Source organism: Limnohabitans lacus (assembly GCF_030053395.1).
In the GTDB taxonomy this organism is placed as follows: domain Bacteria; phylum Pseudomonadota; class Gammaproteobacteria; order Burkholderiales; family Burkholderiaceae_C; genus Limnohabitans_A; species Limnohabitans_A lacus.
This window is the reverse complement of sequence record NZ_JASGBH010000001.1, coordinates 42,770-66,952: the sequence shown is the minus strand read 5'-3', so window position 1 is coordinate 66,952 and position 24,183 is coordinate 42,770. Positions and strand designations below refer to the sequence as shown.

Here is a 24,183-nt window from a genome sequence, read left to right as displayed (position 1 = left end):
AGCAGGTCTAGGTCTGCTGACCCTTTTTTGTTTTGAAAAGTCATGTCGTCAATCCGACTCTTTACAAATTCAGAGGTTCGAACATGCACCACCCCATCCGACTTATGACCGCCCTGCTGCTCTTGGCCTTGGGCCTGAGCAGCGCCTTGGCCCAACGCATGTACGACAGCAGCGGGCGGCAGTTGGGCCGGGTCGATGCCGAGCGGTTTTACAGCGCGTCGGGCCAGCAGATCGGGCGTGTGGATGGCGAGCGCGTCTACGATGCTTCGGGGCGGCAGCTGGGGCGCATCGATGGGGACAGGGTCTACAGCGCATCGGGTCGGCAGATTGGCAGGATCGATGGCGAGCGGCTGTACAGCGCTTCGGGTTCGTTGATGGGGCGCCTGGATGGCGATCGGATCTATGACCCTTCTGGCCGACAGATCGGCCGCACCGATGGCCTGCGCCGCATGCAGATGATCGTGTACTTTTATTTCTTCATGTGAGCGGCGTGTTGCCATGTGCGCCCACTACGAATCCCCCCACGACAAAGCCCTGCTCAAAAAGCACTTCGGCATCGACCTGCCCAGCGAGCTGGCCCGGCGCGATGTGTGGCCGGGCTACGTGAGCAACTTCATTCGCCGCCACCCCCATGCCGATGCGGGCGATGACGCGGTACCCGAGCGAGAAGCGCTTCTCGGCAGCTTTGGCCTGATCCCGCATTGGTCCAAAGACGATAAGATCGCCCGCCACACCTACAACGCCCGCAACGAAACCGTGGCCGAAAAGCCCAGCTTCCGCGACGCCTGGAAACGTGGCCAGCACTGCATCATCCCGGTGCAATCCTTCTTTGAGCCCGACTGGCGCAGCGGCAAAGCCGTGCCCACCCGCATCACCCTGACCAACGGCGAACCCATGGGCCTGGCCGGCTTGTGGGCGCAATGGCGATCACCCGAAGGCGAGACGGTGCACAGCTTCACGATGCTGACCATCAACGCCGACGAACACCCGTTCATGCGCAACTTTCACAAACCGCAGGATGAGAAACGCTCGGTGGTGATCTTGCCGCCTGAGCGCTACGACGACTGGTTGCAGGCCGGTGCGGGTGAGCGTGGGGAATTTTTGCGGGCGTGGCCTGCGGACGGGCTGGTGGCGGACATGACAGCGAATAGGGAAGCACAGGGGCCCCAACAAGCGCATTTGCTTTGAAAAAAAGCCCCTCGACCTTGCGGCAGAGGGGCCAATGCAGAGAGCAAATCAGGCAACTGCAAATTGCTGACGCCGCCAGTATACTGTTAATTTATACAGTACTGGCGACACCATGCCCCACCTCTCCACCCCCCAGCCCCTGCCCCCCGGACCGCTCCTGGTCAACGCATTACCGGCCAGCGTGCAAGCCGGTTTCCCCAGCCCCGCCGAAGACCACCAAGTCGAGCGCATCGACCTGATGCACCAGCTGATCAAGCATCCGCAGGCCACCTTCATGCTGCGCGTGAGCGGCCAGTCCATGCGCGACGCGGGCATCATGGACGGCTCGGTCGTGCTGGTGGACAAAGCCATCCAGCCTGAGAGCGGTCACATCGTGATCGCCGTGGTCGACGGCGACTTCACCTGCAAGACCCTGCAGACCGGTGCCGACGGCTTTCGCCTGGTCGCGGCCAATCCCGACTTTGCCGACATCGTGCCCAGCGAAGGCCAAACGATTGAGGTGTGGGGCGTCGTGGTCGCCAGCATCGTGCAGCACGGCACCTGACATGCTCGCCCTGGTCGACGGCAACAACTTTTATTGCAGCTGCGAACGCGTGTTTCAACCGCGCCTCAAAAACCGCCCAGTGGTCGTGCTGAGCAACAACGACGGCTGCGCCATCGCCCGCAGCGACGAAGCCAAAGCGCTGGGCATCAAGATGGGCGCACCGTGGTTCAAGATCCGGCACTTGGAAGAAGAAGCCGGGCTCGTCGCCCTGTCGGCCAACTTCGCGCTGTATGGCGACATGAGCGACCGCATGATGACGCTGGCCGCAGGCCTGGGCCACATGCAAGAGGTCTATTCAATCGATGAAAGCTTCATCGACCTGAGCGGCATACCGGGTGATTTGGTGCGCCGCGCCCGCACCATCCGCAGGCGCATCCACCAGTGGATCGGCATCCCGACATGCATCGGCATTGGCCCCACCAAGACCCTCGCAAAATTAGCCAACGCCATCGCCAAAAGCGCCGAGCGCAAGCCCGGCAGCTACCCCGCGCACCACGCGCAAATCTGCCACTTGGGCGCGTGCAGCCCGCAAGAACTGCAAGCCCTGCTGCAAGCCACCGAAGTGGGCGATGTGTGGGGCGTGGGTCGCAAGATCGGCGCCCAACTGCGAGCGCAAGGCGTGCACACCGCGCTGGACCTGCAACGCATGAGCCCGGCAGCCGCCAAAGCGGGCTGGTCGGTGGTCCTTGAAAAAACCGTGCGCGAACTCAACGGCGTGCCCTGCATCGAGTTTGAAGACGAGCCCCCGGCCAAACAACAAATCGCATGCACGCGATCCTTTGGCCAGCCCATCACCGAACTGCACGACCTGCAAGAAGCCATCACCGAATTCGCGTGCCGTGCCGCAGAAAAACTGCGCAAACAACGCAGCCACACCGGCCAGATCATGGCCTTCATCCGCACCAGCCCGTTCCGCGAAAAAGACCCGCAATACAGCCGCAGCGCAAGCATCCCCCTGCCCACGCCCACCAGCGACAGCGCCCACATCACGCAGGCCGCGAACGCGATCCTGAAACACATCTACCGGCCGGGATTCAAGTACGCCAAAGCCGGCGTGATGCTGATGGACCTGCAGCCGGCCACCCGGCAACAACTGACGCTGGACCTGGACAACGACATGCCCGAAAACCGCACCCGCCTGATGCAAGCCATGGACGAAGTGAACCAACGATTTGGACGCGGAACCCTGCACCTGGCCAGCGCAGGCACCGCAGGCAGGCACAGGGCCTGGAGCATGAAACAGGAGCGCTTGTCGTCGGGGTTTACGACGGATTGGGGTGGGTTGTTGTGCGTCAATAATGACCTGTTGCCCTGAATCGACCCAACCAGCTCCATGCCGCCGTCCATTGCTCCACGCCGTCGCCGCGACGATTTCGAGGCAAGCCGCGTTTACGAATACCCGCAGCATTTGCGCGAAGCCATCGAGGACGCGCCCACGGGTGCGGGGGTTTACACCTTCCATGGTGAGGCGGGTGATTTGCCGCTGTACATCGGCAAAAGCGTGAACATCCGTGCGCGTTTGCTGTCGCACCTGCGCACACCGGACGAGGCCCGCATGCTGCGCCAGACGCGGCACATCTCGCACATCCGCACAGCTGGCGAGATCGGGGCCTTGCTGCTGGAGGCGCAGATGATCAAGGCGCAGCATCCGCTGTTCAACCAGAAGCTGCGCCGCAACAAACAGCTGTGCAGCCTGCAAATGCGCGGCGATGTGCCCGAGGTGGTGTATTCCAAGGACATTGACTTTGCGACCGCGCCCGATTTGTACGGCTTGTTTGCCAGCCGCCATGCCGCCCTGGATGCGCTGCGGGCCGTGGCCGATGCAAACAAGCTGTGCTACGGCCCGCTGGGGCTGGAGAAGTTGCCGCCAGGCAAAGCGTGCTTCAGGTCGGCCATTCGCCAATGCGCGGGCGTGTGCCGTGGCGATGAAAGCCCAGACGCCCACCGCACGCGTTTGTTCACCAGCTTGCTGGGCTTGCAGGTGGCGTGCTGGCCTTATGCGGGCGCGATCGGCCTGGTCGAGCGCGACGAGGCGTTCACGCAAATTCACGTGATCCACCACTGGTGCTACCTGGGCAGCGCCACCACCCCCGATGAGGCCCGCCAACTGTCCACCGTGGCGGCAGGCTTTGATGCCGACGGCTACAAGATCCTGTGCCGGCCTGTGCTCACGCAGAGCGTGGAGATCATGGTGTTGTGAGGCGACGGCACCGCAAGTGCATGCGCTCCAAAAACCACATATACTTGCACATATACTTGCTCAGCCACAAGAGGTCCACCATGTCACAAATCACGCTTTATCTGGACGATGCGACGCAGGCCTTGGTAGAACAGGCGGCCAAGGCCAATGGTGTGTCCAAAAGCCGTTGGGTGGCAGACATCATTCGCACGTATGCGGCGCACGATTGGCCGCAAGACTGTTTGGCGCTGGCCGGGCGTTTTGCCGATTTCCCTTTGCGTGAGGACACCGCCACAGCCCAACCGGCCGATGTGCCGCGCTTGGGTTTTTGAGGGATCACCATGCTGATTCTGGACAGCAACACCATCAGTTATTACTTTCGCGGTGACCCGCAGGTGGTGCCACGATTGCAGGCCGTGCGCCCGGCCGACTTGGGTGTGCCGGCGATTGTGGAATATGAGCTGCGTTATGGCTTGCTGCGTTTGCCGCAAGAAGCCGCAACGCCCAGGTTGGCGGCCTTGGCGCAATTTTTACGCCCCATGCAGGTGCTGCCTTTTGATGCCGAGTGCGCCGCACATGCGGCCCGCATTCGCGTGACTTTGGAAGCAGCAGGCACCCCCATCGGCCCGCATGACACCTTGATCGCGGCAAGCGCCTTACGTCACCAAGCGACCTTGGTGACCCGCAATGTGCGGGAGTTTTCTCGTGTGCCAGGCTTGCAGTGGATCAGCTGGCATTCAGACAATGCCACGGCCGGTGGTATCGGATCAGGAGATGCCGCCGAAACGGCTGATGCCAAGACGGCGGTTTGAAGACGCGCACCGGACTTGGCGTCCAGTGCTTGGCCTCACTTGGCGGGGTAACGGTTGGGGTATTTCTCGCGCATGGTCATGCCGGTCTCGCCATCGGCCGGAATGTTGCCCAGGCGCTTGGCTTCTTCCAGCTCTGCTTTGACTTGTGTGCGTGTTTTGTTCGGGCCTTTGGCCTGCGCGGGGTATTTGCTGGGGTTGGCTTCGCGCTCTTTCATGCCCATTTCATTGGCACACATCACATCGCCCGTGCGCTTGGCTTCTTCAAGTTCGGCTTTGACTTGTTCGCGGCTCTTGGGCTTGGCGCCAGGTGCGGCCGGATAGCGTGACGGGTTCGCCTCGCGCAGGGTTCGGCCCGAATCGTCGCCACAAGGCATGTTGCCGGTGCGCTGGGCTTCTTTGAGTTCGGCTTTGACTTGCTCGCGGGTTTTGCCGCCTGCAGCGTCTTGCGCAAAGGCGTTGGAGAACAAAGCGGTCAAAAAACTCATGAGGATGGGGGCAATGATTTTGGAGTGGCGCATGTGGGCTTCCTTTGAAACGGAATGGATCGGAAGCCCAATTTATCAATGCGCATTCTTGCAGACAGTGGGTTGGCGCACACAGCTCTCGCCCACAAAAAAGCCGCTCAAGAGCGGCAATTTTTGCAAGTCAACCTGTCGGCTTATTCATCAGCATCGGGCGGCAAGCCCTCTAAGGCTGGCTGGACGGCAGGGCCAGTCACCACATTGCGCAGGGTTTCGCGCAGCATTTTCTTTTCGGGCAGGCTCAAGGCGCGGGCCAAGCGCTGGCGCATGCGCAGCAGCAGTTGGCGGTCCACTTCTTGCGGGATGCCACGGCTGATTTGCAAGGCATCTTTGAGGTCTTCGCGCAGGTCTTCGGGCTCTTCGTCCCACCAGGCGCTGACGACTTCGTGCATGGATTTGCGCAGCTCTTCGACGTCTTCCAGCGCCAAGCCCATACCGGTGGGGACCTTGCCTTGCAGCATGTCGGCCAGGGCTTGCGAGTTGACCACCACGCGGCGGTCGGCTTGGGCCAGCAGACGGGCCCAACCCGGGTCGGTGCGGACCATTTGCGGCATGTTGCGGGCCGATTCGTCGGCCAAGAGGTGCACGCTCAGCCCGCTGAGCTGGGCTTCGTCGATGGTGGCCAAAAAGCGTTCGTCGTCGCTGGCCACCAGCACGTGGTCGCAGGCGTGGTGCTCGGCCAGTTGCTTCAGATCGTGGCCCAGCGAACGCAGCAGCGATGCGCCGCCATCTGCGTCATGCGCTTGCACCAAACGAACGATCTGGTCGTCGATGACCAGGCCGTCCGAGCGGTCGCTGTACCAGTAGATGCGGCGCAGATCGACGTCGAGGCCGGAGTGCGCCAAGGCTTGCGACAAGAGGCTGAGCAGCCCTTGGCGGTTGACGGATTCACCGGTGGTGCCGACAGCGCCTTGCTGGGCCATCCAGATCAAAAAACGGCCATCGATCAGGGCCATGCAGGTGCCGCTGCGTTGCTCGGCAAAACGGCGATCGGAACGGGGGCCTTGGGAAAAATATTCGCGCTTCATGAATAAACCTAAATGTAAAAAGAGACCATAACGCTGCTAAAAAAATTGCAGCGGGCCTCATTCTACGGCGGCTGACTGCCCCCTGCCAATGCTCAGGGCTTGCGCGTAGGCTGCATCACTTCCAGCTGTAGGTCAGCGCGGCGTAACCCGTCACTTGAGAAGCCCGGTCCACCAACGGGCTGTTGCGCACCGCGCTGTCCCAGGCGCGGTAGCGGCCTTGCAGCTGCAAGGCCCACGGCCCTTGCAGGGGCACCGTGGCGTGCAATGACACCACTGGCACCGTAGAAGCACCGGCCTGGTACGCGGGCAAGCCCACCGAGGCTTGCGCAGCGCTCACGCCATACAAGTGCTGCACATAGGCGGCGCTGCGGCGCTCCAGGCCCAGCTGCGGGTACAAGGTGGCGCCGCCCAAGGCCACGCGGCCAGCCCAAGTCAGCTCCAGCAGTTGGCCGCCCGAAGTGGTGTCGTGAAAAACGTAAGCAAACACGCCGCCCACGGGTGTGCGCTGGAAGGTGCCCAAGCCCACTGGCACGGGCGCCGAGCGGTCGCCTGCGCTGGCAAAGTCGGTTTTGCGGGCCTTGAAGCCTTCGGTGCTCACGCGGGCAGCCAGCTCCAGGTGACCTTCGGCCAAGGGCAAGGTCTTGACGCCCAAGGTGTCCACACGCGCATAAAACCGGCCCCAGTTGCCAAAGACATAAGGCAATGCACTGACGGAGCCGCTGGCGCCTTGCACCACGGGCTGTGCGCCCACCAGCATGCCGCCAGCCTCGCCCACAAAGTGATCCGAAAAAGCGGTCTGCGCTTGTGCAGCGGCGCCGATGGCCAGCAAGGCCCAGAGTGTGTGTTTCATGGTGGTGTCTCTCCTGCCGCGATTGTGCCGCAAGGGGCTGGGCAGGTCGGGTATAACTGGGCGCTGTGTCTAAACCTCCGTCCATCGACCCCCGCGCCGCCCCGATCCACCGGGTGGACCACGACCTGCCCGCTGTGCCCTGGGCGCAGTTGCAGCCGCAAGCCTTGCGCCAGCGCTTCGCGCAAGAACGGGTCTGGACGCCCGAGGTGGTGCGCGAGCCCCAGTTTTCCAGCCGCGCCCCGGCCGAGGCGGCGGTGCTGGTGCCCATCGTGATGCGCGATGAGGAAGGCCCCACGGTGTTGTTGACGCAGCGCACCGCGCACCTGTCCACGCATTCGGGACAGATCGCGTTTCCGGGCGGCAAGGTGGACGCCGAAGACGCCGATGTGCAGGCCACCGCCTTGCGCGAAGCCCACGAAGAAGTGGGTCTGCACCCGCGCCATGTGCAGGTGATTGGCCAGCTGCCGCAGTACATCACGGGCAGCGCGTTTTGGGTGACGCCGGTGATCGCCTTGGTCTCGCCTGATTTGGAACTGCAGGCCAACCCGGATGAGGTGGATGCGGTGTTCGAGGTGCCTCTGGCCTTTTTGATGGACCCGGCCAACCACCGCCAGCACCGCATGCAGTGGCAAGGCGCCGAACGGCAATGGTTTTCGATGCCGTACCTGGAAAACATCCGCACCGACTCGGGCGAACAGGCCCAGGTGGAGCGCTATATTTGGGGGGCGACGGCGGCGATGCTGCGCAACTTTTACCGTTTATTAATGGCCCATCCTGCGGGGTGATTCGAGCATGAGCTTTTTTTCCATTTTGTTGGCCCTGGTGATCGAGCAAGCTCGCCCACTGCTGCCCCATAACCTGATCTACCAATGGGTCGGCCACTGGGCCTCTTGGGTGGCCCGCACCTTTGATGCAGGCCTGCGCAACCAAGCTTGGGTAACGTGGGGCATCACCATCGTCACGCCCGCACTGCTGGCCATGCTGGTGCACTGGTCTTTGGAATGGGGCTTGGGCTGGGTGTTTGCGGTGCTGTGGAATGTGGCGCTGCTGTATGTGACTTTGGGCTTTCGGCAGTTCAGCCACCACTTCACCGCCATCCGCGAGGCGCTGGACGATGGCGACGAAACCAAGGCCCGAGAACTGCTGGCCGAGTGGCAGCAGGTTCAAGTAGGTCAGATCCCGCGCAGCGAGATCGTGCGCCACGCCATCGAGTACTCCATCTTGGCGGCGCACCGCCATGTGTTTGGCGTGTTCTTTTGGTATGCGGTGTTGTCCGTCATTGGCCTGGGGCCGCTGGGGGCCGTGGTCTATCGCCTGACCGACTTTGCCCGTCAGCGCTGGCTACAAGAAACCACCGACGGCTCGGTGACCAGCCCGGTGTTGCAAGACGTGGCCGCCAGTGCTTGGCGGGCGCTGGACTGGCTGCCTTCGCGCATGACGGCTTTGGGCTTTGCCATCGTGGGCAGCTTTGAAGACGCGATGGACGGCTGGCGCAACCATGCGCAAAACTTCCCGGACGACAACGACGGCGTGATCTTGGCGGCCACGGCCGGTGCGATCAACATCCGTTTGGGCGGCGCGGCCTTGCAGGGGGCCGACGAGCCTGAGGCCGAAGCCACCACAGGCGGCAGCAGCACCCCTGGCCGCACGCCCGAGGTGGCGCACTTTGCTCAGGTGGTCGGCCTGGTCTGGCGCACCGTGATCATGTGGCTGGTCTTGGTGGCCTTGCTGACCATGGCCAAGCTGGTGGGCTGAGCGCCCTGGCCTTTCACCAGCGCTGCTGGCTCAACTCTTCAAACAACTGCGCATAAATGCGGTGGCGGCGGGCACTGATGGTGCCTGCGCTTTGCTCGCCTTCGACCTGCGCCAGCACGGCGCAACCGGGCTCGTGCAAATGCGTGCAGTTGTAGAACTTGCAGCCACCCAGGTAGCGGCGCAAATCGGGCATGCAATCGGCCAAACGGGTCGGCTCGATGTGGTGCAGACCAAACTCCTGAAAGCCCGGTGAGTCGATCAAGGCGGTGCGGGCCTCGCTGCGGTCCAAACTGGGCACCCAATACCAACGTGTGCTGGTGGTGGTGTGTTTACCCGAGTTCAGGGCTTGCGAGATTTCGCCAGTTTCCACTTGTGCGTCGGGCACCAAACGGTTGATGAGGGTACTCTTGCCACTGCCCGATGGCCCCAGCACCAAGGTGGTGTGGCCCGTGAGGTGTTCGCACAGTGCGGCCACGCCATCGTCGGCCACGGGGCTGCGCGGGCTCAGGCTGACGGGCACCACGCTGTAGCCCATGGCCCGGTAAGGGGCCAGGCGCTCCCAGGCTTGCGCGAAGGGCTGGGCCAGATCGCTTTTGTTGAGCGCGATGATGGGCGTGATGCGTTCGGCCTCGGCGGCCACCAGGGCGCGCGCGAGCTGGCTTTCGGAATATTCAGGGTCGGCCGCGATCAGGATCAGCACGCGGTCCAGGTTGGCCGCGAAGGACTTGGTGCGGATTTCGTCTTGCCGGTAAAACAGGTTGCGGCGCGCTTGCAGTTTTTCGATGCTGCCTTCGTCGCCCGCGATTTGCCAGAGCACTTGGTCGCCCACCACCACTTGGTTCTTCTTGCCACGCGGGTGGCAAATCAGGCGGCGGCCTTCGGGAGTTTCGACCAGGCAGTGGCGGCCATAGGTGGCCACCACCAAGCCCGGCTCGAGCACTGCCGCATCAGGCGCGGCTGGGCGTTGCTTGGGTTTGCTCATGCCGCCTGCATCCGGGCCAAGCGTTCGCTGGCCGGTGGGTGCGAGTAATAAAACTTCACATACAGCGGATCGGGCGTGAGAGTCGAGGCGTTGTCTTGGTACAGCTTGAGCAAGGCCGAAGCGAGGTCTTGCCCAGGCGTCTGCGCGACCGCGTAGGCATCGGCTTCAAACTCTTGCTGGCGCGAGCGCCAGGACGACACAGGCGCAAAGAACAAAGTGAACACAGGCGTGACCAACATGAACAGCACCAAGGCCAAGGCGTTGTTGCTGCCGGTCAGGCTGGGCGCTACGCCCAGGCCCGTGTAGAACCACACTTGCTGCATGAGCCAGCCCAGCAAGGCCAGCCCGGCCAGCGTGAGTGCAAAGCTGGTGAGCATCATCTTGACGATGTGCTTGTGCTTGAAGTGGCCCAGCTCGTGGGCCAGCACGGCTTCCATCTCGGACGGGCTCAGTTGCTTGAGCAGCGTGTCAAAAAACACCACGCGCTTGCTGGCGCCAAAGCCGGTGAAGAAAGCGTTGGAGTGGGCCGAGCGACGGCTGCCGTCCATGACAAAAAAGCCTTTGGCCGTGAAGCCTGCGCGTTGCATCAGCGACTGCACACGGGCTTTGAGCGACTCGTCTTCAAGGGGCGTGAATTTGTTGAACAGCGGCATGATCACATTGGGGGCAATGGCCATGAGGAAAAGTTGCCAACCCACCAAGGCCGCCCAAGCCCACAGCCACCACAGACTGCCGCCGGCTTGCATGAGCCAGAGCATGAGCCACAGCAAGGGCACGCCCAAGACCAGTCCCAACACCAGGCCTTTGGCCATGTCAGCCAGCCACAAAGCGGGGGTGATTTTGTTGAAGCCAAAGCGCTGCTCCACGCCAAAGGTTTGCACCAGCGACAAGGGCAAACCGATCAAGCCGCCCACCAAAGTGAAGGCCAGCACCAGGGCAATTTGCTGCGCCATGCCAGGACCCATGGCATCCAGCAGCACTTGGTTGAGTGCATCGAGTCCGCCCAGCAAGGTCCAGCCCAGCAGGACAGCGGCATCGAGGGCGATGTCGATTTGCGCGAGTTTGGCTTTGGCCAGGGTGTAGTCCGCAGCCTTGTGGTGATCGGCCAGTGAGACGGTGTCGGCATAGGCGGCAGGCACCGCAGCGCGGTGACGCGACACGTGCCGCACCTGCCGCGCATTGAGCCAAGACTTGAGCGCCACATGCGCCAACAGAGCCACCACCAGGGTCACGGCCAAAGAAAGAGAGGCATTCATCCGGCCTATTGTAGGAGCCGCCCCCATAACCCGCAGGTCGGCACCTTCAGGTCCAACGCTTGAGCAATCTGCAGAGGCCCTATGTCGGGGCTGAAGCCGCCGACCTACCCATCCCCTGACCTGCCCTACCCTTCCCCGTAGGTCGGCACCTTCAGGTCCGACGCTTGCGCGATCAGCAGATGCGCCATGTCGGGGCTGAAGCCACCGACCTGCCTTTCGGCTTCAGCGACAATCGAGCCATGTCTGAAGTGAACACCACCACCGCCCCCGAAGTGGCCGAATTGGCCAAGTCTGACCAGAACCTGGTCTGGATCGATTGCGAAATGACGGGCCTGGACCCTGAAAAAGAGCGCCTGCTCGAAATCGCCGTGATCGTGACCGGCCCGCACCTGACGCCTCGCATCGAAGGCCCGGTGCTGGTGATCCACCAAAGCGACGCGTTGCTGAACAAGATGGACGCCTGGAACAAGGGCACGCACGGCAAGAGCGGCTTGATCGCCAAGGTCAAAGCCTCCACCACCAGCGAAGCCGACGCCGAAGAGCAGATCCTCACCTTTTTGAAAAAATACCTGCCCAAAGGCGCGTCGCCCCTGTGCGGCAACACCATCAGCCAGGACCGCCGCTTTTTGGTCAAGTTCATGCCCAAGCTGGAGGCGTTCTTTCACTACCGCAACCTGGACGTGAGCACCCTCAAGGAGTTGTCTCGCCGATGGAAGCCCGAGGTGTACTCGACTTTCAAGAAGCAGCAAAAGCACACCGCCCTGGCCGATGTGCACGAATCCATCGACGAATTGGCGCATTACCGCGAGCATTTCATCAAGTTGTGAGCGTTTTCAGGGAAAACCCTAGCGCCTTTTCGAGAACCGTGTCATAATCGTGGGCTCGCTGCGCAACATGTGCAGCGTTTCTTACATCTCCCTTCATGCCTTGACCCAACGATAGGGTCACTCACAGCGGCCAGGCTCCATGCCCAGCGCCACTCGCGAGCACCGTTTGATGGTTGATGTTTTTTCAACCTTGCGGTGCCTGCGGCCAAATGCAACAGCTTTCCTGTTTGCGGCCGTTGTTCCGTGCGAGTTTTATCTACAAAAAATGACTGACACTTTGAACACAGTGCAGAACGACTTGTCGTCTGCCGAAAACACATCCATTTCCGCCGAATCGTCTGCCCAGACCGCATCGAGCAATTTGGCCACTGAAATCATGGTCGCTGCTGCGGCCGAAATTACCCCTGAAGTGGCGCTTGAAGCCACAACTGAAGAGGCCCAAGAAGAAGCCGTCGCCGATGTGCCCAACGGTTTCGTGGAGCTGGGCCTGGCCCCTGAGCTGGTGCAAGCCGTGGCCGACCTGGGCTACACCCAACCGACCGCGGTGCAATTGCGCGCCATTCCTTTGGCACTGCCCACAGCAGGCGGCTCCAAAGACGGCTTGTCCAACGGCTACAGCGACCTGATGGTCTCCAGCCAAACCGGCAGTGGCAAAACCGCCGCCTTCTTGCTGCCTGTGCTGCACACCTTGATCCAGCAAATGGCCGAGCAAGAAGCCGCTGAGCGAGCCGAGTTCGAACAAGCTTGCGCCGATGCCGCCGCCAAGGGCGAACCCGCTCCCAAGCGTGCCAAACGCAAAGACCCCACCAACCCACGCAACTTCAAGGCGGCTGTACCCGGCGCCCTGATCCTGTGCCCTACACGCGAGCTGGCCCAGCAAGTGGCGCACGACGCCATTGAGCTGGTCAAGCACACACGCGGTCTGCGCGTGGCCAACGTGGTCGGTGGCATTCCTTACCAGTTGCAAATTGCCAAGTTGCAAAACGCCAACTTGGTGGTGGCCACCCCTGGCCGTTTGCTGGACCTGCAGCGCTCCATGCAAATCAAGCTGGACCAAGTGCAGTTCCTGGTGGTGGACGAAGCCGACCGCATGCTCGACCTGGGCTTCTCGGACGACTTGGCCGACATCAACGACATGACCAGCCAGCGTCGCCAGACCATGATGTTCAGTGCCACCTTTGCACCGCGCATTCAGCAACTGGCCATGCGCGTGATGCACGACGGTGGTTCTTCGGTCCAGAAAATCCAGATCGACAACCCACAAGAAAAGCACAACAACATCAAGCAGGTGCTGTTCTGGGCGGACAACGCGCAACACAAGCGCCAGCTGCTCGACCACTGGCTGCGTGATACCACCATCGACCAAGCGATCGTGTTTGCCAGCACCCAAATCGAGTGCGATGGCCTGGCCACCGACCTGCAGCAAGACGGCTTCTCCGCTGTCGCTCTGCACGGCGCCCTGAGCCAAGGCATGCGCAACCGCCGCCTGATGGCCTTGCGCAACGGTCAAGTTCAAATTCTGGTGGCCACCGACGTGGCTGCACGCGGCATTGACGTGCCCACCATCACCCACGTATTCAACTTCGGCTTGCCGATGAAGGCAGAGGACTACACCCACCGCATCGGCCGTACAGGCCGTGCGGGTCGCGATGGTTTGGCCGTGACCTTTGCCGAAATCCGTGACCGCCGCAAGATTGGTGACATCGAGTCCTACACACGCCAGCCTTTCAAGGCCGAAGTGATCCCAGGCATGGAGCCTAAAGCTCGCATGCCCGAAGCACGCAAGCCCATGGGCCGAGGCGGTGACCGCTTTGGTGGCGAGCGCAACTACGCCAACGCCGGCGGTGGTTTCCGTGGCCGCTCTGGCGGCGGTGGCCGTGACTTTGGCGGCAACCGTGACCGTGATGGCGGCGGCTTTGACAACCGGGCACCACGCGGCAACTTCCGCGATGAGCAACCCCGTTTCGAGCCCCGCTTTGACCCACGTAAAGATGGCCGTAACGATGCCCGATTCGATGCACCCCGTGGCGGTGACCGCTTCGAGCAGCGCGCAGCGGCCCCAGCACACCCTTGGGACCGCGAGAACCGTGGCGCCCCACGCCAGGACGCACGTGGCGGTGAAGGCCGTCAAGGTGGCCAAGGCGGTCGTTGGGAAGACCGTGGCGACAGCCGCAATGCCCCACGCGGCGCGGCACCTCGCGGTGCAGCTGGCGACAAATTCGCCCGCGGCCCCAAGCAGTTCGGTGCCGGCAACTTCAAGCCCCACAACGCAGGCGGCGCAGGCGGTGGTGACGGCAAACGCGGTGGCACCCGCGTGCTGAAAATCACACGCGGCTAAACACCGCTTCAGGGCCCTTGTCGGCCCTGCCCCTTCTAAGGCCTTGCCCTCACCGGCAAGGCCTTTTTTCATGGGGGTGGGCCTTGGGGCCTGAACTACAGGCGCAAAAAAACCGCCTCGGGCGAACCCGGGCGGTTTTTTGTACCTTCGAAAAAGGCTTTACGCGGCGGCCACGGGGGCTGCTTTGCGCTGAGGCAACTTTTCCTTGATACGTGCCGACTTGCCGCTGCGATCGCGCAGGTAGTACAGCTTGGCGCGGCGAACATCACCACGACGCTTGACTTCGATGCTGGCGATCAAAGGGCTGTAGGTTTGGAACGTACGTTCCACGCCTTCACCGCTGGAGATCTTGCGCACTGTGAAGCCGCTGTTCAGACCACGATTGCGCTTGGCAATCACGACGCCTTCGTAAGCCTGGACGCGTTTGCGGGTACCTTCAACCACATTCACGCTGACAATCACGGTGTCGCCGGGGGCAAATTCAGGAATCACTTTACCCAAACGGGCAATTTCTTCCTGCTCAAGAGTTTGAATCAAATTCATTTTTTGAACTCCGTCCGATCATGCCTCGCTACACAAGGGGCGTTTTGCGCTGTGAACGCTGTGCATCAAGTGCACAACTGGAGCCAAACCGCGGCGGGTAGAGGATCGAAAAGCCCTTGATTATAGCTTTTTTTGCAAAAAGGTCTCGTCCTGCCGAGTCAGGCGGCCTTCAGCCCGGGCCTGTGCCAGCAATTCGGGGCGATGCAAGGCCGTCAGGCGCAGGCTTTGCTCGCGTCGCCAGCGCTCGATGTGGGCGTGGTGCCCCGACATCAGCTCGGGGGGCACGGCGTGGCCTTGCCACACTTCGGGTCGCGTGTAGTGCGGGCTGTCGAGCAAACCGTCCAGCGCGGGGTTGAAGCTGTCGAGCTGGTGGCTACCTTCGTCGTTCAGCACGCCGGGCTGCAAACGGGCGACGGCATCGAGCAGCGCCATGGCCGCGATTTCGCCACCCGAGAGCACAAAGTCGCCCAGGCTGATTTGCTGATCCACATGCTGGTCAATGAAGCGTTGGTCCACGCCTTCGTAGCGGCCGCACAGCAGCACTGCGCCTGCGCTTTGCGACCATGTCGCCACAGCGTTGTGGTTCAGGGCCTGCCCAATGGGCGAGAACAGCACCAAGGGCGCAGGCTCGGCCTCGTTGCGATCGGCACGGATGGCGCTGAGGGTTTTGAACAAGGGCTCGGCCAGCATGACCATGCCGGGGCCACCGCCAAAAGAGCGGTCGTCCACCCGACGGTAGTTGCCTTCGGCGTGGTCGCGTGGGTTCCACAAGCGCACATCGACCAAGCCGCCTTCGTAGGCACGGCGGGTGATGCCGCTGGTGAGCAGCGGTGCAAACAATTCGGGGAACAGCGTGATGATGTCAAAGCGCATGGATGTGGCCCTCCACGGCCGGGGCCGATCAGTAGTCGGGCTGCCAGTCTACGGTGATGCGCTTGGCCGGCAAATCGACGCCGTCCACAAATGCGCTCACAAAGGGGATCATGCGCTCGACAGGCTTGCCACCCTCCGCTTCGGGGGCCGCTTCGATCACCAGCACGGTTTGGGGGCCGGTGGACATGAGGTCACGCACCTCGCCCAGGGCCACACCTTCGCGGTTGACCACTTGCAGGCCGATGAGGTCCACCCAGTAATACTCGCCTTCGGCGGCACTGGGAAAGCTGGAGCGCGGCACAAAAATGCGGGCACCCCGCAAGGCTTCGGCGGCATTGCGGTCGTCGATGTCGTGGGCCGTGGCCACGATGGTGTCGGAATGGTCTTTGGACTCCTTGATGCGCAAGAGCAAAGGTTCTGTCCATGCAGCGGCTTCAGACTTGGCGGCTGCGGCTTCCGTGGGGCGCTTGGGTTTCATGGGCCGATCGGGCGGCAACAAAAACCAGCGCTTGGAAGAAAAAAGCGCCTCGGGCGAGGCGCTGTGGGGCAAGACCTTGAACCAGCCTTTGATGCCCCAGGCATCGGCAATGCGCCCGACTTCGATGGCGTCAGCGGGCAGTGCCGCCGTCTCCAAAGGTGGGCGCATGACCGACATCAGCCGATCAGGCTGCTGCTTTGCCAGCTTGACGGATCAGGCGTTCCACGGTGGGGGAAGCCTGAGCGCCAACGCTCTTCCAGTAGGTCAGACGGTCTTGTGCAATGCGCAGACCTTCCTCGCCACCGCGGGCTGTGGGGTTGTAAAAACCGATGCGCTCCAGGAAGCGGCCATCGCGACGCACGCGCTTGTCGGCGACGACGATGTTGAAGAAAGGACGTGCTTTAGAGCCGCCGCGGTTCAGACGAATAACAACCATGATTTATCCTTGGGTGGTTGGGTCTGGCGGCACAAATACCGAGACCCGATTTCTTCCAGCGTTTGAGACACGCAACTGGCCACCCGGCCAGTGACACACTGAAAAGCCCACCATTATACAACGGGAGCCCCAATGCCATTGATCCGCCCAAGCCGTGATGAAGACATCCCGGCCATCACGGCCATTTACCGACACCATGTGCTGACCGGCACAGGCACTTTTGAGATCGATCCGCCATCCGAGGCCGACATGCTGACCCGCCGGGCCGACGTGCTGGCCAAGGGCCTGCCCTATCTGGTGGTAGAAGACGCTGGTCAGGTCTTGGGCTTTGCCTACTGCAACTGGTTCAAGCCCAGGCCGGCCTACCGCTTTTCGGCCGAGGACTCGATTTACATGGCTGCCGATGCCCACCACAAAGGCTTGGGCAAGGCCTTGTTGGCCGAGCTGTGTGCTCAAGCCGAACGGGCCAGTGTGCGCAAATTTTTGGCGGTCATTGGCGACTCGGACAATGCCGGCTCGATCGGGGTGCACCGGTCGGTCGGCTTTACCCACGTGGGAATCATCCGGTCTTGTGGCTGGAAGTTCGACCGTTGGCTGGATGTGGTGATGATGGAAAAGACCTTGGGCGCGGGTGACCGCACATCTCCGCAATAATCGCGACCATGAAAAACAAAACACTGACCACCTGGCTCACCTTTTGGGGCGGTCCTTTGGGCTTGCACCGCTTTTACCTCAAGGGCTTTGGCGACATGCTGGCTTGGCTCTTGCCGATGCCGACCGCATTGGGCATCTACGGCATCCAACGGGTGCAGGCCTTTGGCCTGGACGACCAACTGAGCTGGGTCTTGATCCCGTTTTTGGGTTTCAACATCGCAGGCTGCGCGCTCACCGCCATCGTCTACGGCCTGATGCCTGCGGAAAAGTGGAACGCCAAATTCAACCCGCAAGGCGCTGCCGATGCCGCTGCCGGTCAAACCAACTGGCTCACCGTCTTTGGCATTGCAACGTCTTTGCTGATCGGTACTGCGGTTCTGATGTCCAGCCTGGCTTTCAGCTTTCAGATGTATTTCGAATACCAAATTGAACAAGCCCGGCTGATCAGCCAATAAAACAAAAAAGCCGGACAGTGTCCGGCTTTTTTCATGCGATCACGGCAGGCTCAGTCGAAAACCCGAAAGCTGATCCAGTAAGCGACAGCAGCCACAAAAGCGCTGGCCGGAATGGTCAAAACCCAAGCCCACACGATGTTGCCCGCCACGCCCCAACGCACGGCACTGGCGCGTTGAGTGGAGCCCACCCCTACGATGGCACCGGTGATGGTGTGTGTGGTCGACACCGGAATGCCCAAAGAGGTGGCCAAGAACAAGGTCATGGCACCACCGGTCTCGGCACAAAAACCGCCCACAGGCTTGAGCTTGGTGATCTTCTGCCCCATGGTCTTGACGATGCGCCAGCCGCCGAACATGGTGCCCAGGCCAATGGCTGCATAGCAGCTGATCACCGTCCAAGTGGGCGGCGCCTTGTCTCCCGCGGCTGCATAGCCGGTGGCGATCAACATCATCCAGATGATGCCGATGGTTTTTTGGGCATCGTTGCCGCCGTGGCCCAAGCTGTAGGCACCGGCCGACACCAACTGCAGACGGCGGAACCACTTGTCCACTTTGGAGGGGCGTGTGCGGCGGAAGATGTTGGCCACCAGAACCATCATCAAAGAGCCCAGCAAAAAGCCGAGCACCGGCGACACGAAGATGAACGAGACGGTCTTGAGGATGCCCGTGGACACCAATGAACCTGCACCCGACTTGGCAATGACCGCGCCCACGATGCCGCCAATCAAAGCGTGCGAAGAGCTGCTGGGAATGCCGTAGTACCAAGTGATCACGTTCCAGGTGATGGCCCCCACCAGCGCACCGAACACCACATGCGTATCGACCACACCGGGCTGAACAATGCCCTTGCCCACCGTGGCGGCCACGCTCAGGTGGAAGATGAAAATGGCAATGAAGTTGAAGAAAGCGGCAAACACCACCGCTTGGGTGGGTTTGAGTACGCCCGTGGAGACCACGGTCGCGATCGAGTTGGCCGCATCATGAAACCCGTTCATGAAGTCAAAAATGAGCGCCAGGGCGACCAACAGGATCACCACCCACAAGGCGGCTTGTACGGTTTCCATACGTCAGATTCCCGGTTCAGATCAGGAGTTTTCGAGGACGATGCCCTCGATCTGGTTGGCCACGTCTTCACACTTGTCGGTGATGGTTTCCAGCAATTCGTAAATGGCTTTGAGCTTGATGATCTCGCGCACATCGGGCTCGTCGCGGAACAGCTTGCTCATGGCGCTGCGCATCACGCGGTCGGCGTCAGACTCGAGGCGGTCGATCTCTTCGCAGGTCTTGAGCGCCGATTCGGCCACAGCGGGCTCGCCAATGCGGGCCAGCAGCTTGACCGCGTCTTGCACACGTTCGCAGCAACGCACCGACAAATCGGTCAAGCGGGTGATTTCTTCGGTCATGTGGCGCACGTCGTACAGGGCCATGGTCTCGGCCGAGTCCTGGATCAAGTCGGCCACATCGTCCATCAGATTGATCAGGGCGTGGATTTGCTCGCGGTCGATCGGGGTGATGAAGGTGGTGTGGATCAGACGGTTGACTTCTTGGGTCACGCGGTCAGCGGCGTGCTCGGCGTTGTCCACATCGCGGTTGTATTTCTCGCGCAGGTGCACATCGTTGTAATTGGCAACCAGGTTCGAGAAGGCCCGCGCCGCTTCGACGATGCGTTCAGCATGTTGGTTGAAGAGTTCGAAGAAATTGCCTTCTTTGGGCAGCAACTTGCCAAACAGCATGGGGGAGGCTCCTGATGGGTTGATCTGAAAACATGACGTTTTGATGACACACAGAAGTTTAACCGGTGACAAGTCGTCCCAAGGGCTGAAAATCAAATGCTGCGCAGGCCTAACGCGCAAGGGCAATGTCAGCTGTGCGTGATGACTTGGATGCTTTGACCGGCCACACGGGCCCAGTCGGCAGGCGTGACCAACTCGGGGGCCAGATCGGCCAAAGGGTGCACAACAAAGGCCCGCTCCCAAAGGCGCGGGTGGGGCAAGGTCAGGCGCGGGCTGTCCATGCGGGCATGGCCGTACATGAGCAGGTCCAAGTCCAAGGTGCGAGGCGCGTTGGGATAAGGCCGCAAACGGCCAGCCTGGGTCTCCAGCGCTTGCAGGGCGTCGAGCAAATCGGGCGCACTCAGGCGTGTTTCCAGGCGAACAACCGCGTTGATGAAATCCGGGCCGTGGGCCTCAAAAGGCGCTGTGCGGTATAGGCGCGAGCGCTGCGAGCCGCAGCTGCCCGGCAATGGGTCCAAGGCGGCCATGCTGGACAGCACGGTCTGCAAGGCGTCCCCCAAATTGGCGCCCACCGCCACATAAGCGGTCACGGGCTCACGGGCGATCATGGCGGGGCGTCTTTACTCGACGCTGCCAGAACCCTCACCGCCACCCGGTTTGCGGCGACGACGGCGGCGTTTTTTGGGCGCATCGCCCTCAGCGGCCGTTTCTTCGCTCATGGCTTCGGGTACGGCCTTGGCGGCGCGAGGGGCAGCGCCCTCGCCTTCCGGCCTGGGGGCTCGGCGCACACGGGGCTTGGCTTGCTGTTCGGCTTTGGCCGCTTGCACCAGGTCTTCACGCTCGGCATCGCTGGCCATGCTGAACTCTTGCCACCAGTCGGCCAGGGTGTCTTCCACCTCTTGGGCGTCGGCACGCAAGCGCAAAAAGTCAAAGCCGGCACGAAAGCGGGCTTGTTCAACCAAGCTGAAAGGCGTGGCGCCCACGCGTTTTTCAAAGCGCGGCTGCATCATCCAAATTTCGCGCATGTCAGCAGCCAGCTTGCCGCGGCCGGACACATCGCCAATGCGGGCATCGAAGACTTCGTCGATGGCGTCTTGCAAGGCTGGATAAGGGTGCTCTTTGCGGGCCAAGCGGGCGGCCCAGCCATCGCGCACATCGGCCCACAGCACGCAAGCGAGCAAGAAGCTGGGCGCCACGGGCTTGCCCTCGCCCACGCGGCGGTCGGTGTCGGCCAATGCGGCTTTGACGAAGTCGCTGTCGGCACGCTCGACCACCACGTCCAGCAGCGGGTAAATGCCTTTGGCCAAGCCCAGGTGCTTGAGCTGCGCGATCGAGGCGAGCGCATGGCCCGTCTGCAAGAGCTTGAGCATTTCATCGAACAAGCGGCTTTGCGGCACATCGGCCAGCAAGGTGGCGGCTTCCACCAAGGGCTTGGCGGTTTTCGATTCGAGCTTGAAACCCAAGGGGTTGAGCTTGGCGGCGAAACGCACGGCGCGGATGATGCGCACCGGATCTTCGCGGTAGCGCGTGGCCGGATCGCCGATCATGCGCAAAGTGTGTTTTTTCGCGTCCTGAATGCCGCCGTGGTAGTCGACCACGATCTGGGTTTCAGGGTCGTAATACATCGCGTTGACGGTGAAGTCACGGCGCGTGGCGTCTTCGTCTTGCGGGCCCCAGACGTTGTCGCGCAGCACACGGCCACTCGAATCCACCGCGTGCTGGATGCCTTCGAGCTGGCGTTTGCTGGTGCGCTCGTTGCCCTTGACCTGCTCGGCAGCGGCGTTGTCAAGATAGGCGCGGAAAGTGGAGACTTCGATCACTTCGTGTTCGCGGCCACGGCCATAGACCACGTGCACGATGCGAAAACGTCGGCCAATGATGAAAGCGCGGCGAAACAGGTTCTTGACCTGCTCGGGCGTGGCATCGGTGGCCACGTCAAAGTCCTTGGGGCGCAGGCCCAGCAGCAAATCGCGCACAGCACCGCCCACGATGTAGGCTTCAAAACCGGCTTGTTGCAAAGTGCGCGTCACGTTGATGGCGCGTTCGTCCACCAAGTTGGGGTCGATGCGGTGCACCGAGGCGGGCACTTCGGTGCGGCGGCCAAAACGGGCCTTGCTGCCACCAGCGGGTTTGCCCAGCAGCTTGTCGATGAATTTTTTGATCATTCTTGAAACAGTTCGAGGATGCGCCAGCCACGCTCTGTGGCCAGTTGACGCAACCGAGCGTCAGGGTTCGTTGCCACCGGATGGTGGGCTTTTTCCAGAAGCGGCAGGTCGTTCATGGAGTCCGAGTAAAAGCTCATCTCCACATCGTCCCAGCTCAAGCCTTGTTGGGCCAACCATTGGGCCACACGGGTGACTTTGCCTTCTCTGAAGGAGGGGGTGCCTTGGATCTCGCCGGTGATCCAGCCAGACGCATCGCGTTCGAGCTCCACCGCGATCAATTCGTGCACGCCAAAGGCCTGGGCGATTGGGCGGGTCACAAATTCGTTGGTGGCCGTCACGATCATCACCGTGTCGCCCGCCTGTTGGTGCGATCGTACCAGTGCCAAGGCCTCGGTCGTGATGCGGGGGCGAATCACCTCGTCCATGTAGCGGTCGTGCGCACGGGCCGCAGCAGCCGCGCCGCGCTCACGCGCTGCCTGGGTGGCAAAGCGCACGTAGTCGTGGATATCGAGCGTGCCGGCCTGGTAGTGCGCATAAAAATCGTCGTTGCGCTGTGCGAAAACCACCGGATCGTTCCAGCCCAGCTCGGTCGTGAAGACGCCCCAGGAATGGTCAGAATCGATGGGCAAAAGCGTGTGATCGAGGTCAAACAGCGCGAGTTTCATTCGTTCTCCAGCATCGCACGCACCAAGGGAATGGTCAGCGCACGTTGCGTTTGCAAAGCATATTGGTCCAGGTGATCGAGCAACTGCATCAAGCTGCCCAGATCACGCGAAAAGCGGTTGAGCATGTAGGACATGACTTCATCGCTCAAAAACAGGCCACGGGCATCGGCCGCTTGGCGCAGCACCGCGCGGCGCTCGGGTTCATCGAGCACCTGCAAGGCATGGATATGACCCCAGCCCAAACGGGTGCGCAGGTCGTCGCGCAGCTTGAGGTCTGCTGGCGGCAAAGCGCCCGCCGCCAACACCCAGCGCGGCGTGCCCATGCGGGGTGTCAGTGCATTGACAAACCAATTGAAGGCGGTGTGCTGTTGTTCCGAGTTGTACAGGTGCACATCGTCCATCAGCACCGCGGCCCAATCGTCTTTGAACTCGGGCGGGTTCATGGTGTGCGCATCGAGCCAACCCACGCGAGCGCCCTGCTCTTGCAAAGCGTGGTGCACCGCTTGCAGCAAATGGGTTTTACCCGAGCCGCTCTCACCCCACAGGTAGCTGGGCACAGGCGCGCGGGTGCCGCCGGCCGTCCACAAGCGCAGGTGGCTCACCGCCGCCTCATTGGGACCTGCAAAAAAATTGTCCAGGGTTGGCAGGCAGGCCAAGCCGATGTCCAGCGCCAGCTGCTTCATGCGCGGTCAGACCCTGCGTCACTGTCGGATTGGTACAGCGCACTGCTCAGATAACGCGCACGCAGGCGGCGCAAGGCCACCAAAAGGACGGCGCTGGCCGGCAAGGCGATCAACACCCCCACAAAGCCCAGCAGCTGACCGAAGGCCATCAAAGCCAAAATGACCGCCAAGGGATGCAAGCCAATGCGCTCGCCCACCAAGCGGGGGGTGAGCACGATGCTCTCGATCAACTGACCCAGGCCAAACACGACCGCCACCATGACCAGCGCCTGGCCAGAGGCAAACTGCAGCAAACCGGCCAACAAAGCCAGCACCAGACCCAAGCCAAAGCCGAGGTAAGGCACAAAGACCGCCAAGCCCGTGAAGATGCCGATCGGCAAGGCCAGGTCCAGGCCAAACAAGGACAGACCAACGGCGTAAAACACCGCCAGGCACAGCATGACCAGCAACTGCCCGCGCAGGTACTCGCCCAAAACGGCATCGCACTCGGCGATGAAACCGTCAAAGACTTCACGCCAATCGGGCGGCACCAAAGCAACGGTGGAGCGCATCAAGCCCGTCCAGTCCATCAGCAGATAGAACAAGGCCACCGGTACCAGCACCACAAAGCCGGCAAAGGCCAAAGCCGCGCTGCCGCCCAGCTTGAGCGACGCCATCACAGGCGTCCACCAATCTTCACGGTTGGCACTGAGGTAATCCATGACCTGGCTTTTCAAGTCGGCCAGGTCCAACGAAACGGGCACGCCCAGTTGGACCAACCAGGGCTTGAGGGTTGTGTTGAGGCCATCCAACATGGCCGGGATTTGCTGCTTGAGCATGGGCCATTCACGCACCAAAATCGGCACCAGCAAGAGCACAATGCCCAGCAAGGCCGCCAAGGCCAAGGTCTCGACCACGACCACCGCCAGGACTTTGGGCAGACGACCACCAGTGAGTCGGATCAATCTCAATACCAAGGGGTGCAGCACATAGGCCAACACGGCCGCCACAATGAAAGGTGCCAACACAGGGGCAAGCAACCAAAATGCCAGCGCGACCAGCAGCGCCACAGCCGCCCAGCCGAGCAGACGCGGTGTCAATAAGGGGGGGCTAGCTTGCAAGGCGGTCTCGTCTTTTGTCGGAGGGTTGAAAGAGCGGTCAGGGTGAACCCTTAAAATAAGCCTTGATTTTAGTCTGCCAGCCCGTTTATTGGCCCCCTTACCCCATTTACTTGCCCTT

At 61.7% G+C, this 24,183-nt stretch carries 29 protein-coding genes; 13 read left to right on the top strand and 16 right to left on the bottom strand.

What is annotated here, in order from left to right:
* Nucleotides 1–83 precede the first annotated feature (83 nt).
* From QLQ16_RS00355 to QLQ16_RS00325, 7 genes are all read left to right on the top strand, one after another.
* Nucleotides 84–485 (top strand): 5-fold beta-flower protein, encoded by a 402-nt coding sequence (locus QLQ16_RS00355; RefSeq protein ID WP_283222706.1) that lies wholly within the window; start codon nt 84–86, stop codon nt 483–485.
* A 13-nt stretch (nt 486–498) separates the two neighbouring features.
* On the top strand, nt 499–1,188 hold the full coding sequence (locus tag QLQ16_RS00350; protein WP_283222705.1) for an SOS response-associated peptidase: 690 nt from the start codon (nt 499–501) through the stop codon (nt 1,186–1,188).
* 112 nt (nt 1,189–1,300) lie between these two features.
* Nucleotides 1,301–1,732 carry a LexA family protein gene (locus QLQ16_RS00345; RefSeq protein WP_283222704.1) on the top strand — a complete coding sequence of 144 codons (432 nt, stop codon included), beginning with the start codon at nt 1,301–1,303 and terminating at the stop codon, nt 1,730–1,732.
* A gap of 1 nt (nt 1,733) precedes the next feature.
* Entirely contained in the window at nt 1,734–3,047 is a 1,314-nt protein-coding gene (locus QLQ16_RS00340; protein WP_283222703.1) for a Y-family DNA polymerase, read from the top strand.
* An 18-nt stretch (nt 3,048–3,065) separates the two neighbouring features.
* Nucleotides 3,066–3,932: an excinuclease Cho gene (cho, locus tag QLQ16_RS00335; protein WP_283222702.1), complete on the top strand. Its 867-nt coding sequence runs from the start codon at nt 3,066–3,068 to the stop codon at nt 3,930–3,932.
* 80 nt (nt 3,933–4,012) lie between these two features.
* Nucleotides 4,013–4,243, top strand: a complete 231-nt coding sequence (locus QLQ16_RS00330; RefSeq protein ID WP_283222701.1) for a ribbon-helix-helix domain-containing protein — start codon at nt 4,013–4,015, stop codon at nt 4,241–4,243.
* Between the two features lie 9 nt (nt 4,244–4,252).
* Entirely contained in the window at nt 4,253–4,723 is a 471-nt protein-coding gene (locus QLQ16_RS00325) for a type II toxin-antitoxin system VapC family toxin (RefSeq protein WP_283222700.1), read from the top strand.
* A gap of 35 nt (nt 4,724–4,758) precedes the next feature.
* Here QLQ16_RS00325 and QLQ16_RS00320 read toward each other — a convergent pair whose 3' ends face one another.
* From QLQ16_RS00320 to QLQ16_RS00310, 3 genes are all read right to left on the bottom strand, one after another.
* On the bottom strand, nt 4,759–5,241 hold the full coding sequence (locus tag QLQ16_RS00320; RefSeq protein WP_283222699.1) for a DUF4148 domain-containing protein: 483 nt from the start codon (nt 5,239–5,241) through the stop codon (nt 4,759–4,761).
* Nucleotides 5,242–5,381: 140 nt separating this feature from the next.
* Complete coding sequence (locus tag QLQ16_RS00315) at nt 5,382–6,272, bottom strand: hypothetical protein (RefSeq protein WP_283222698.1); 891 nt, start codon at nt 6,270–6,272, stop codon at nt 5,382–5,384.
* A gap of 115 nt (nt 6,273–6,387) precedes the next feature.
* Nucleotides 6,388–7,122 (bottom strand): MipA/OmpV family protein, encoded by a 735-nt coding sequence (locus QLQ16_RS00310; RefSeq protein WP_283222697.1) that lies wholly within the window; start codon nt 7,120–7,122, stop codon nt 6,388–6,390.
* A gap of 56 nt (nt 7,123–7,178) precedes the next feature.
* Here QLQ16_RS00310 and QLQ16_RS00305 point away from each other — a divergent pair, with 56 nt between their 5' ends.
* Both QLQ16_RS00305 and QLQ16_RS00300 read left to right on the top strand, forming a co-directional pair.
* A complete protein-coding gene (locus QLQ16_RS00305; protein WP_431310368.1) occupies nt 7,179–7,907 on the top strand; it encodes a CoA pyrophosphatase in 729 nt (242 codons plus the stop codon).
* A 7-nt stretch (nt 7,908–7,914) separates the two neighbouring features.
* On the top strand, nt 7,915–8,877 hold the full coding sequence (locus QLQ16_RS00300) for a CobD/CbiB family protein (RefSeq protein ID WP_283222695.1): 963 nt from the start codon (nt 7,915–7,917) through the stop codon (nt 8,875–8,877).
* A 13-nt stretch (nt 8,878–8,890) separates the two neighbouring features.
* On the opposite strand, the gene rsgA is transcribed toward QLQ16_RS00300, so the two are convergent.
* Nucleotides 8,891–9,859, bottom strand: a complete 969-nt coding sequence (gene rsgA, locus QLQ16_RS00295; protein WP_283222694.1) for a ribosome small subunit-dependent GTPase A — start codon at nt 9,857–9,859, stop codon at nt 8,891–8,893.
* Nucleotides 9,856–11,115: a M48 family metallopeptidase gene (locus QLQ16_RS00290; protein WP_283222693.1), complete on the bottom strand. Its 1,260-nt coding sequence runs from the start codon at nt 11,113–11,115 to the stop codon at nt 9,856–9,858. The genes rsgA and QLQ16_RS00290 overlap by 4 nt, the downstream gene beginning before the upstream one ends.
* Nucleotides 11,116–11,354: 239 nt before the next feature.
* Here QLQ16_RS00290 and orn point away from each other — a divergent pair, with 239 nt between their 5' ends.
* Together orn and QLQ16_RS00280 are read left to right on the top strand one after the other, a co-directional pair.
* A complete protein-coding gene (gene orn / locus QLQ16_RS00285; RefSeq protein ID WP_283222692.1) occupies nt 11,355–11,942 on the top strand; it encodes an oligoribonuclease in 588 nt (195 codons plus the stop codon).
* Between the two features lie 265 nt (nt 11,943–12,207).
* Nucleotides 12,208–14,280, top strand: a complete 2,073-nt coding sequence (locus QLQ16_RS00280) for a DEAD/DEAH box helicase (protein WP_283222691.1) — start codon at nt 12,208–12,210, stop codon at nt 14,278–14,280.
* Between the two features lie 159 nt (nt 14,281–14,439).
* Here QLQ16_RS00280 and rplS read toward each other — a convergent pair whose 3' ends face one another.
* The 4 genes from rplS to rpsP form a co-directional block, all read right to left on the bottom strand.
* Nucleotides 14,440–14,823, bottom strand: coding sequence for a 50S ribosomal protein L19 (gene rplS / locus QLQ16_RS00275; RefSeq protein ID WP_053174072.1), 384 nt, complete (start codon nt 14,821–14,823; stop codon nt 14,440–14,442).
* 120 nt (nt 14,824–14,943) lie between these two features.
* Nucleotides 14,944–15,696, bottom strand: coding sequence for a tRNA (guanosine(37)-N1)-methyltransferase TrmD (gene trmD / locus QLQ16_RS00270; protein WP_283222690.1), 753 nt, complete (start codon nt 15,694–15,696; stop codon nt 14,944–14,946).
* A 28-nt stretch (nt 15,697–15,724) separates the two neighbouring features.
* Nucleotides 15,725–16,342: a ribosome maturation factor RimM gene (rimM, locus tag QLQ16_RS00265; protein WP_283222689.1), complete on the bottom strand. Its 618-nt coding sequence runs from the start codon at nt 16,340–16,342 to the stop codon at nt 15,725–15,727.
* Nucleotides 16,343–16,358: 16 nt separating this feature from the next.
* Nucleotides 16,359–16,610 carry a 30S ribosomal protein S16 gene (gene rpsP / locus QLQ16_RS00260; protein ID WP_108322193.1) on the bottom strand — a complete coding sequence of 84 codons (252 nt, stop codon included), beginning with the start codon at nt 16,608–16,610 and terminating at the stop codon, nt 16,359–16,361.
* Between the two features lie 132 nt (nt 16,611–16,742).
* On the opposite strand from rpsP, the gene QLQ16_RS00255 reads away from it, so the two are divergent.
* Nucleotides 16,743–17,264 (top strand): GNAT family N-acetyltransferase, encoded by a 522-nt coding sequence (locus tag QLQ16_RS00255; protein WP_283222688.1) that lies wholly within the window; start codon nt 16,743–16,745, stop codon nt 17,262–17,264.
* Nucleotides 17,265–17,272: 8 nt separating this feature from the next.
* The gene (locus QLQ16_RS00250) at nt 17,273–17,719 is read left to right on the top strand and encodes a TM2 domain-containing protein (RefSeq protein WP_283222687.1); all 447 of its coding nucleotides are present in this window, start codon (nt 17,273–17,275) and stop codon (nt 17,717–17,719) included.
* A 50-nt stretch (nt 17,720–17,769) separates the two neighbouring features.
* Here the strand turns inward: QLQ16_RS00250 and QLQ16_RS00245 are convergent, their stop codons facing one another.
* From QLQ16_RS00245 to QLQ16_RS00215, 7 genes are all read right to left on the bottom strand, one after another.
* Nucleotides 17,770–18,783 (bottom strand): inorganic phosphate transporter, encoded by a 1,014-nt coding sequence (locus QLQ16_RS00245; RefSeq protein ID WP_283222686.1) that lies wholly within the window; start codon nt 18,781–18,783, stop codon nt 17,770–17,772.
* Nucleotides 18,784–18,804: 21 nt separating this feature from the next.
* Nucleotides 18,805–19,452, bottom strand: coding sequence for a DUF47 domain-containing protein (locus QLQ16_RS00240; protein ID WP_108312848.1), 648 nt, complete (start codon nt 19,450–19,452; stop codon nt 18,805–18,807).
* A gap of 128 nt (nt 19,453–19,580) precedes the next feature.
* The gene (folK, locus tag QLQ16_RS00235; protein ID WP_283222685.1) at nt 19,581–20,060 is read right to left on the bottom strand and encodes a 2-amino-4-hydroxy-6-hydroxymethyldihydropteridine diphosphokinase; all 480 of its coding nucleotides are present in this window, start codon (nt 20,058–20,060) and stop codon (nt 19,581–19,583) included.
* Between the two features lie 12 nt (nt 20,061–20,072).
* Nucleotides 20,073–21,617, bottom strand: coding sequence for a polynucleotide adenylyltransferase PcnB (gene pcnB, locus QLQ16_RS00230; protein WP_283222684.1), 1,545 nt, complete (start codon nt 21,615–21,617; stop codon nt 20,073–20,075).
* Nucleotides 21,614–22,282, bottom strand: coding sequence for a histidinol-phosphatase (locus QLQ16_RS00225; RefSeq protein WP_283222683.1), 669 nt, complete (start codon nt 22,280–22,282; stop codon nt 21,614–21,616). The genes pcnB and QLQ16_RS00225 overlap by 4 nt, the downstream gene beginning before the upstream one ends.
* Nucleotides 22,279–22,965, bottom strand: coding sequence for a DnaA regulatory inactivator Hda (gene hda / locus QLQ16_RS00220; RefSeq protein WP_283222682.1), 687 nt, complete (start codon nt 22,963–22,965; stop codon nt 22,279–22,281). Before hda ends, QLQ16_RS00225 begins: the two co-directional genes overlap by 4 nt.
* Nucleotides 22,962–24,065, bottom strand: a complete 1,104-nt coding sequence (locus tag QLQ16_RS00215) for an AI-2E family transporter (RefSeq protein ID WP_283222681.1) — start codon at nt 24,063–24,065, stop codon at nt 22,962–22,964. Before QLQ16_RS00215 ends, hda begins: the two co-directional genes overlap by 4 nt.
* Nucleotides 24,066–24,183: the final 118 nt, after the last annotated feature.

Excerpts from the sequence above, each read along its gene's own strand:
- QLQ16_RS00345 (WP_283222704.1), top strand. The coding sequence starts at position 1,301 with ATGCCCCACCTCTCCACCCCCCAGCCCCTGCCCCCCGGACCGCTCCTG.
- QLQ16_RS00320 (WP_283222699.1), bottom strand. The coding sequence starts at position 5,241 with ATGCGCCACTCCAAAATCATTGCCCCCATCCTCATGAGTTTTTTGACC.
- orn (WP_283222692.1), top strand. The coding sequence starts at position 11,355 with ATGTCTGAAGTGAACACCACCACCGCCCCCGAAGTGGCCGAATTGGCC.
- QLQ16_RS00325 (WP_283222700.1), top strand. The coding sequence starts at position 4,253 with ATGCTGATTCTGGACAGCAACACCATCAGTTATTACTTTCGCGGTGAC.
- QLQ16_RS00350 (WP_283222705.1), top strand. The coding sequence starts at position 499 with ATGTGCGCCCACTACGAATCCCCCCACGACAAAGCCCTGCTCAAAAAG.
- rpsP (WP_108322193.1), bottom strand. The coding sequence starts at position 16,610 with ATGGTTGTTATTCGTCTGAACCGCGGCGGCTCTAAAGCACGTCCTTTC.
- rimM (WP_283222689.1), bottom strand. The coding sequence starts at position 16,342 with ATGCGCCCACCTTTGGAGACGGCGGCACTGCCCGCTGACGCCATCGAA.
- folK (WP_283222685.1), bottom strand. The coding sequence starts at position 20,060 with ATGATCGCCCGTGAGCCCGTGACCGCTTATGTGGCGGTGGGCGCCAAT.
- QLQ16_RS00250 (WP_283222687.1), top strand. The coding sequence starts at position 17,273 with ATGAAAAACAAAACACTGACCACCTGGCTCACCTTTTGGGGCGGTCCT.
- QLQ16_RS00330 (WP_283222701.1), top strand. The coding sequence starts at position 4,013 with ATGTCACAAATCACGCTTTATCTGGACGATGCGACGCAGGCCTTGGTA.
- QLQ16_RS00290 (WP_283222693.1), bottom strand. The coding sequence starts at position 11,115 with ATGAATGCCTCTCTTTCTTTGGCCGTGACCCTGGTGGTGGCTCTGTTG.
- QLQ16_RS00315 (WP_283222698.1), bottom strand. The coding sequence starts at position 6,272 with ATGAAGCGCGAATATTTTTCCCAAGGCCCCCGTTCCGATCGCCGTTTT.
- QLQ16_RS00355 (WP_283222706.1), top strand. The coding sequence starts at position 84 with ATGCACCACCCCATCCGACTTATGACCGCCCTGCTGCTCTTGGCCTTG.
- QLQ16_RS00340 (WP_283222703.1), top strand. The coding sequence starts at position 1,734 with ATGCTCGCCCTGGTCGACGGCAACAACTTTTATTGCAGCTGCGAACGC.
- rplS (WP_053174072.1), bottom strand. The coding sequence starts at position 14,823 with ATGAATTTGATTCAAACTCTTGAGCAGGAAGAAATTGCCCGTTTGGGT.
- hda (WP_283222682.1), bottom strand. The coding sequence starts at position 22,965 with ATGAAGCAGCTGGCGCTGGACATCGGCTTGGCCTGCCTGCCAACCCTG.
- QLQ16_RS00245 (WP_283222686.1), bottom strand. The coding sequence starts at position 18,783 with ATGGAAACCGTACAAGCCGCCTTGTGGGTGGTGATCCTGTTGGTCGCC.
- QLQ16_RS00280 (WP_283222691.1), top strand. The coding sequence starts at position 12,208 with ATGACTGACACTTTGAACACAGTGCAGAACGACTTGTCGTCTGCCGAA.
- pcnB (WP_283222684.1), bottom strand. The coding sequence starts at position 21,617 with ATGATCAAAAAATTCATCGACAAGCTGCTGGGCAAACCCGCTGGTGGC.
- trmD (WP_283222690.1), bottom strand. The coding sequence starts at position 15,696 with ATGCGCTTTGACATCATCACGCTGTTCCCCGAATTGTTTGCACCGCTG.
- QLQ16_RS00240 (WP_108312848.1), bottom strand. The coding sequence starts at position 19,452 with ATGCTGTTTGGCAAGTTGCTGCCCAAAGAAGGCAATTTCTTCGAACTC.
- rsgA (WP_283222694.1), bottom strand. The coding sequence starts at position 9,859 with ATGAGCAAACCCAAGCAACGCCCAGCCGCGCCTGATGCGGCAGTGCTC.
- QLQ16_RS00310 (WP_283222697.1), bottom strand. The coding sequence starts at position 7,122 with ATGAAACACACACTCTGGGCCTTGCTGGCCATCGGCGCCGCTGCACAA.
- QLQ16_RS00300 (WP_283222695.1), top strand. The coding sequence starts at position 7,915 with ATGAGCTTTTTTTCCATTTTGTTGGCCCTGGTGATCGAGCAAGCTCGC.
- QLQ16_RS00225 (WP_283222683.1), bottom strand. The coding sequence starts at position 22,282 with ATGAAACTCGCGCTGTTTGACCTCGATCACACGCTTTTGCCCATCGAT.
- cho (WP_283222702.1), top strand. The coding sequence starts at position 3,066 with ATGCCGCCGTCCATTGCTCCACGCCGTCGCCGCGACGATTTCGAGGCA.
- QLQ16_RS00255 (WP_283222688.1), top strand. The coding sequence starts at position 16,743 with ATGCCATTGATCCGCCCAAGCCGTGATGAAGACATCCCGGCCATCACG.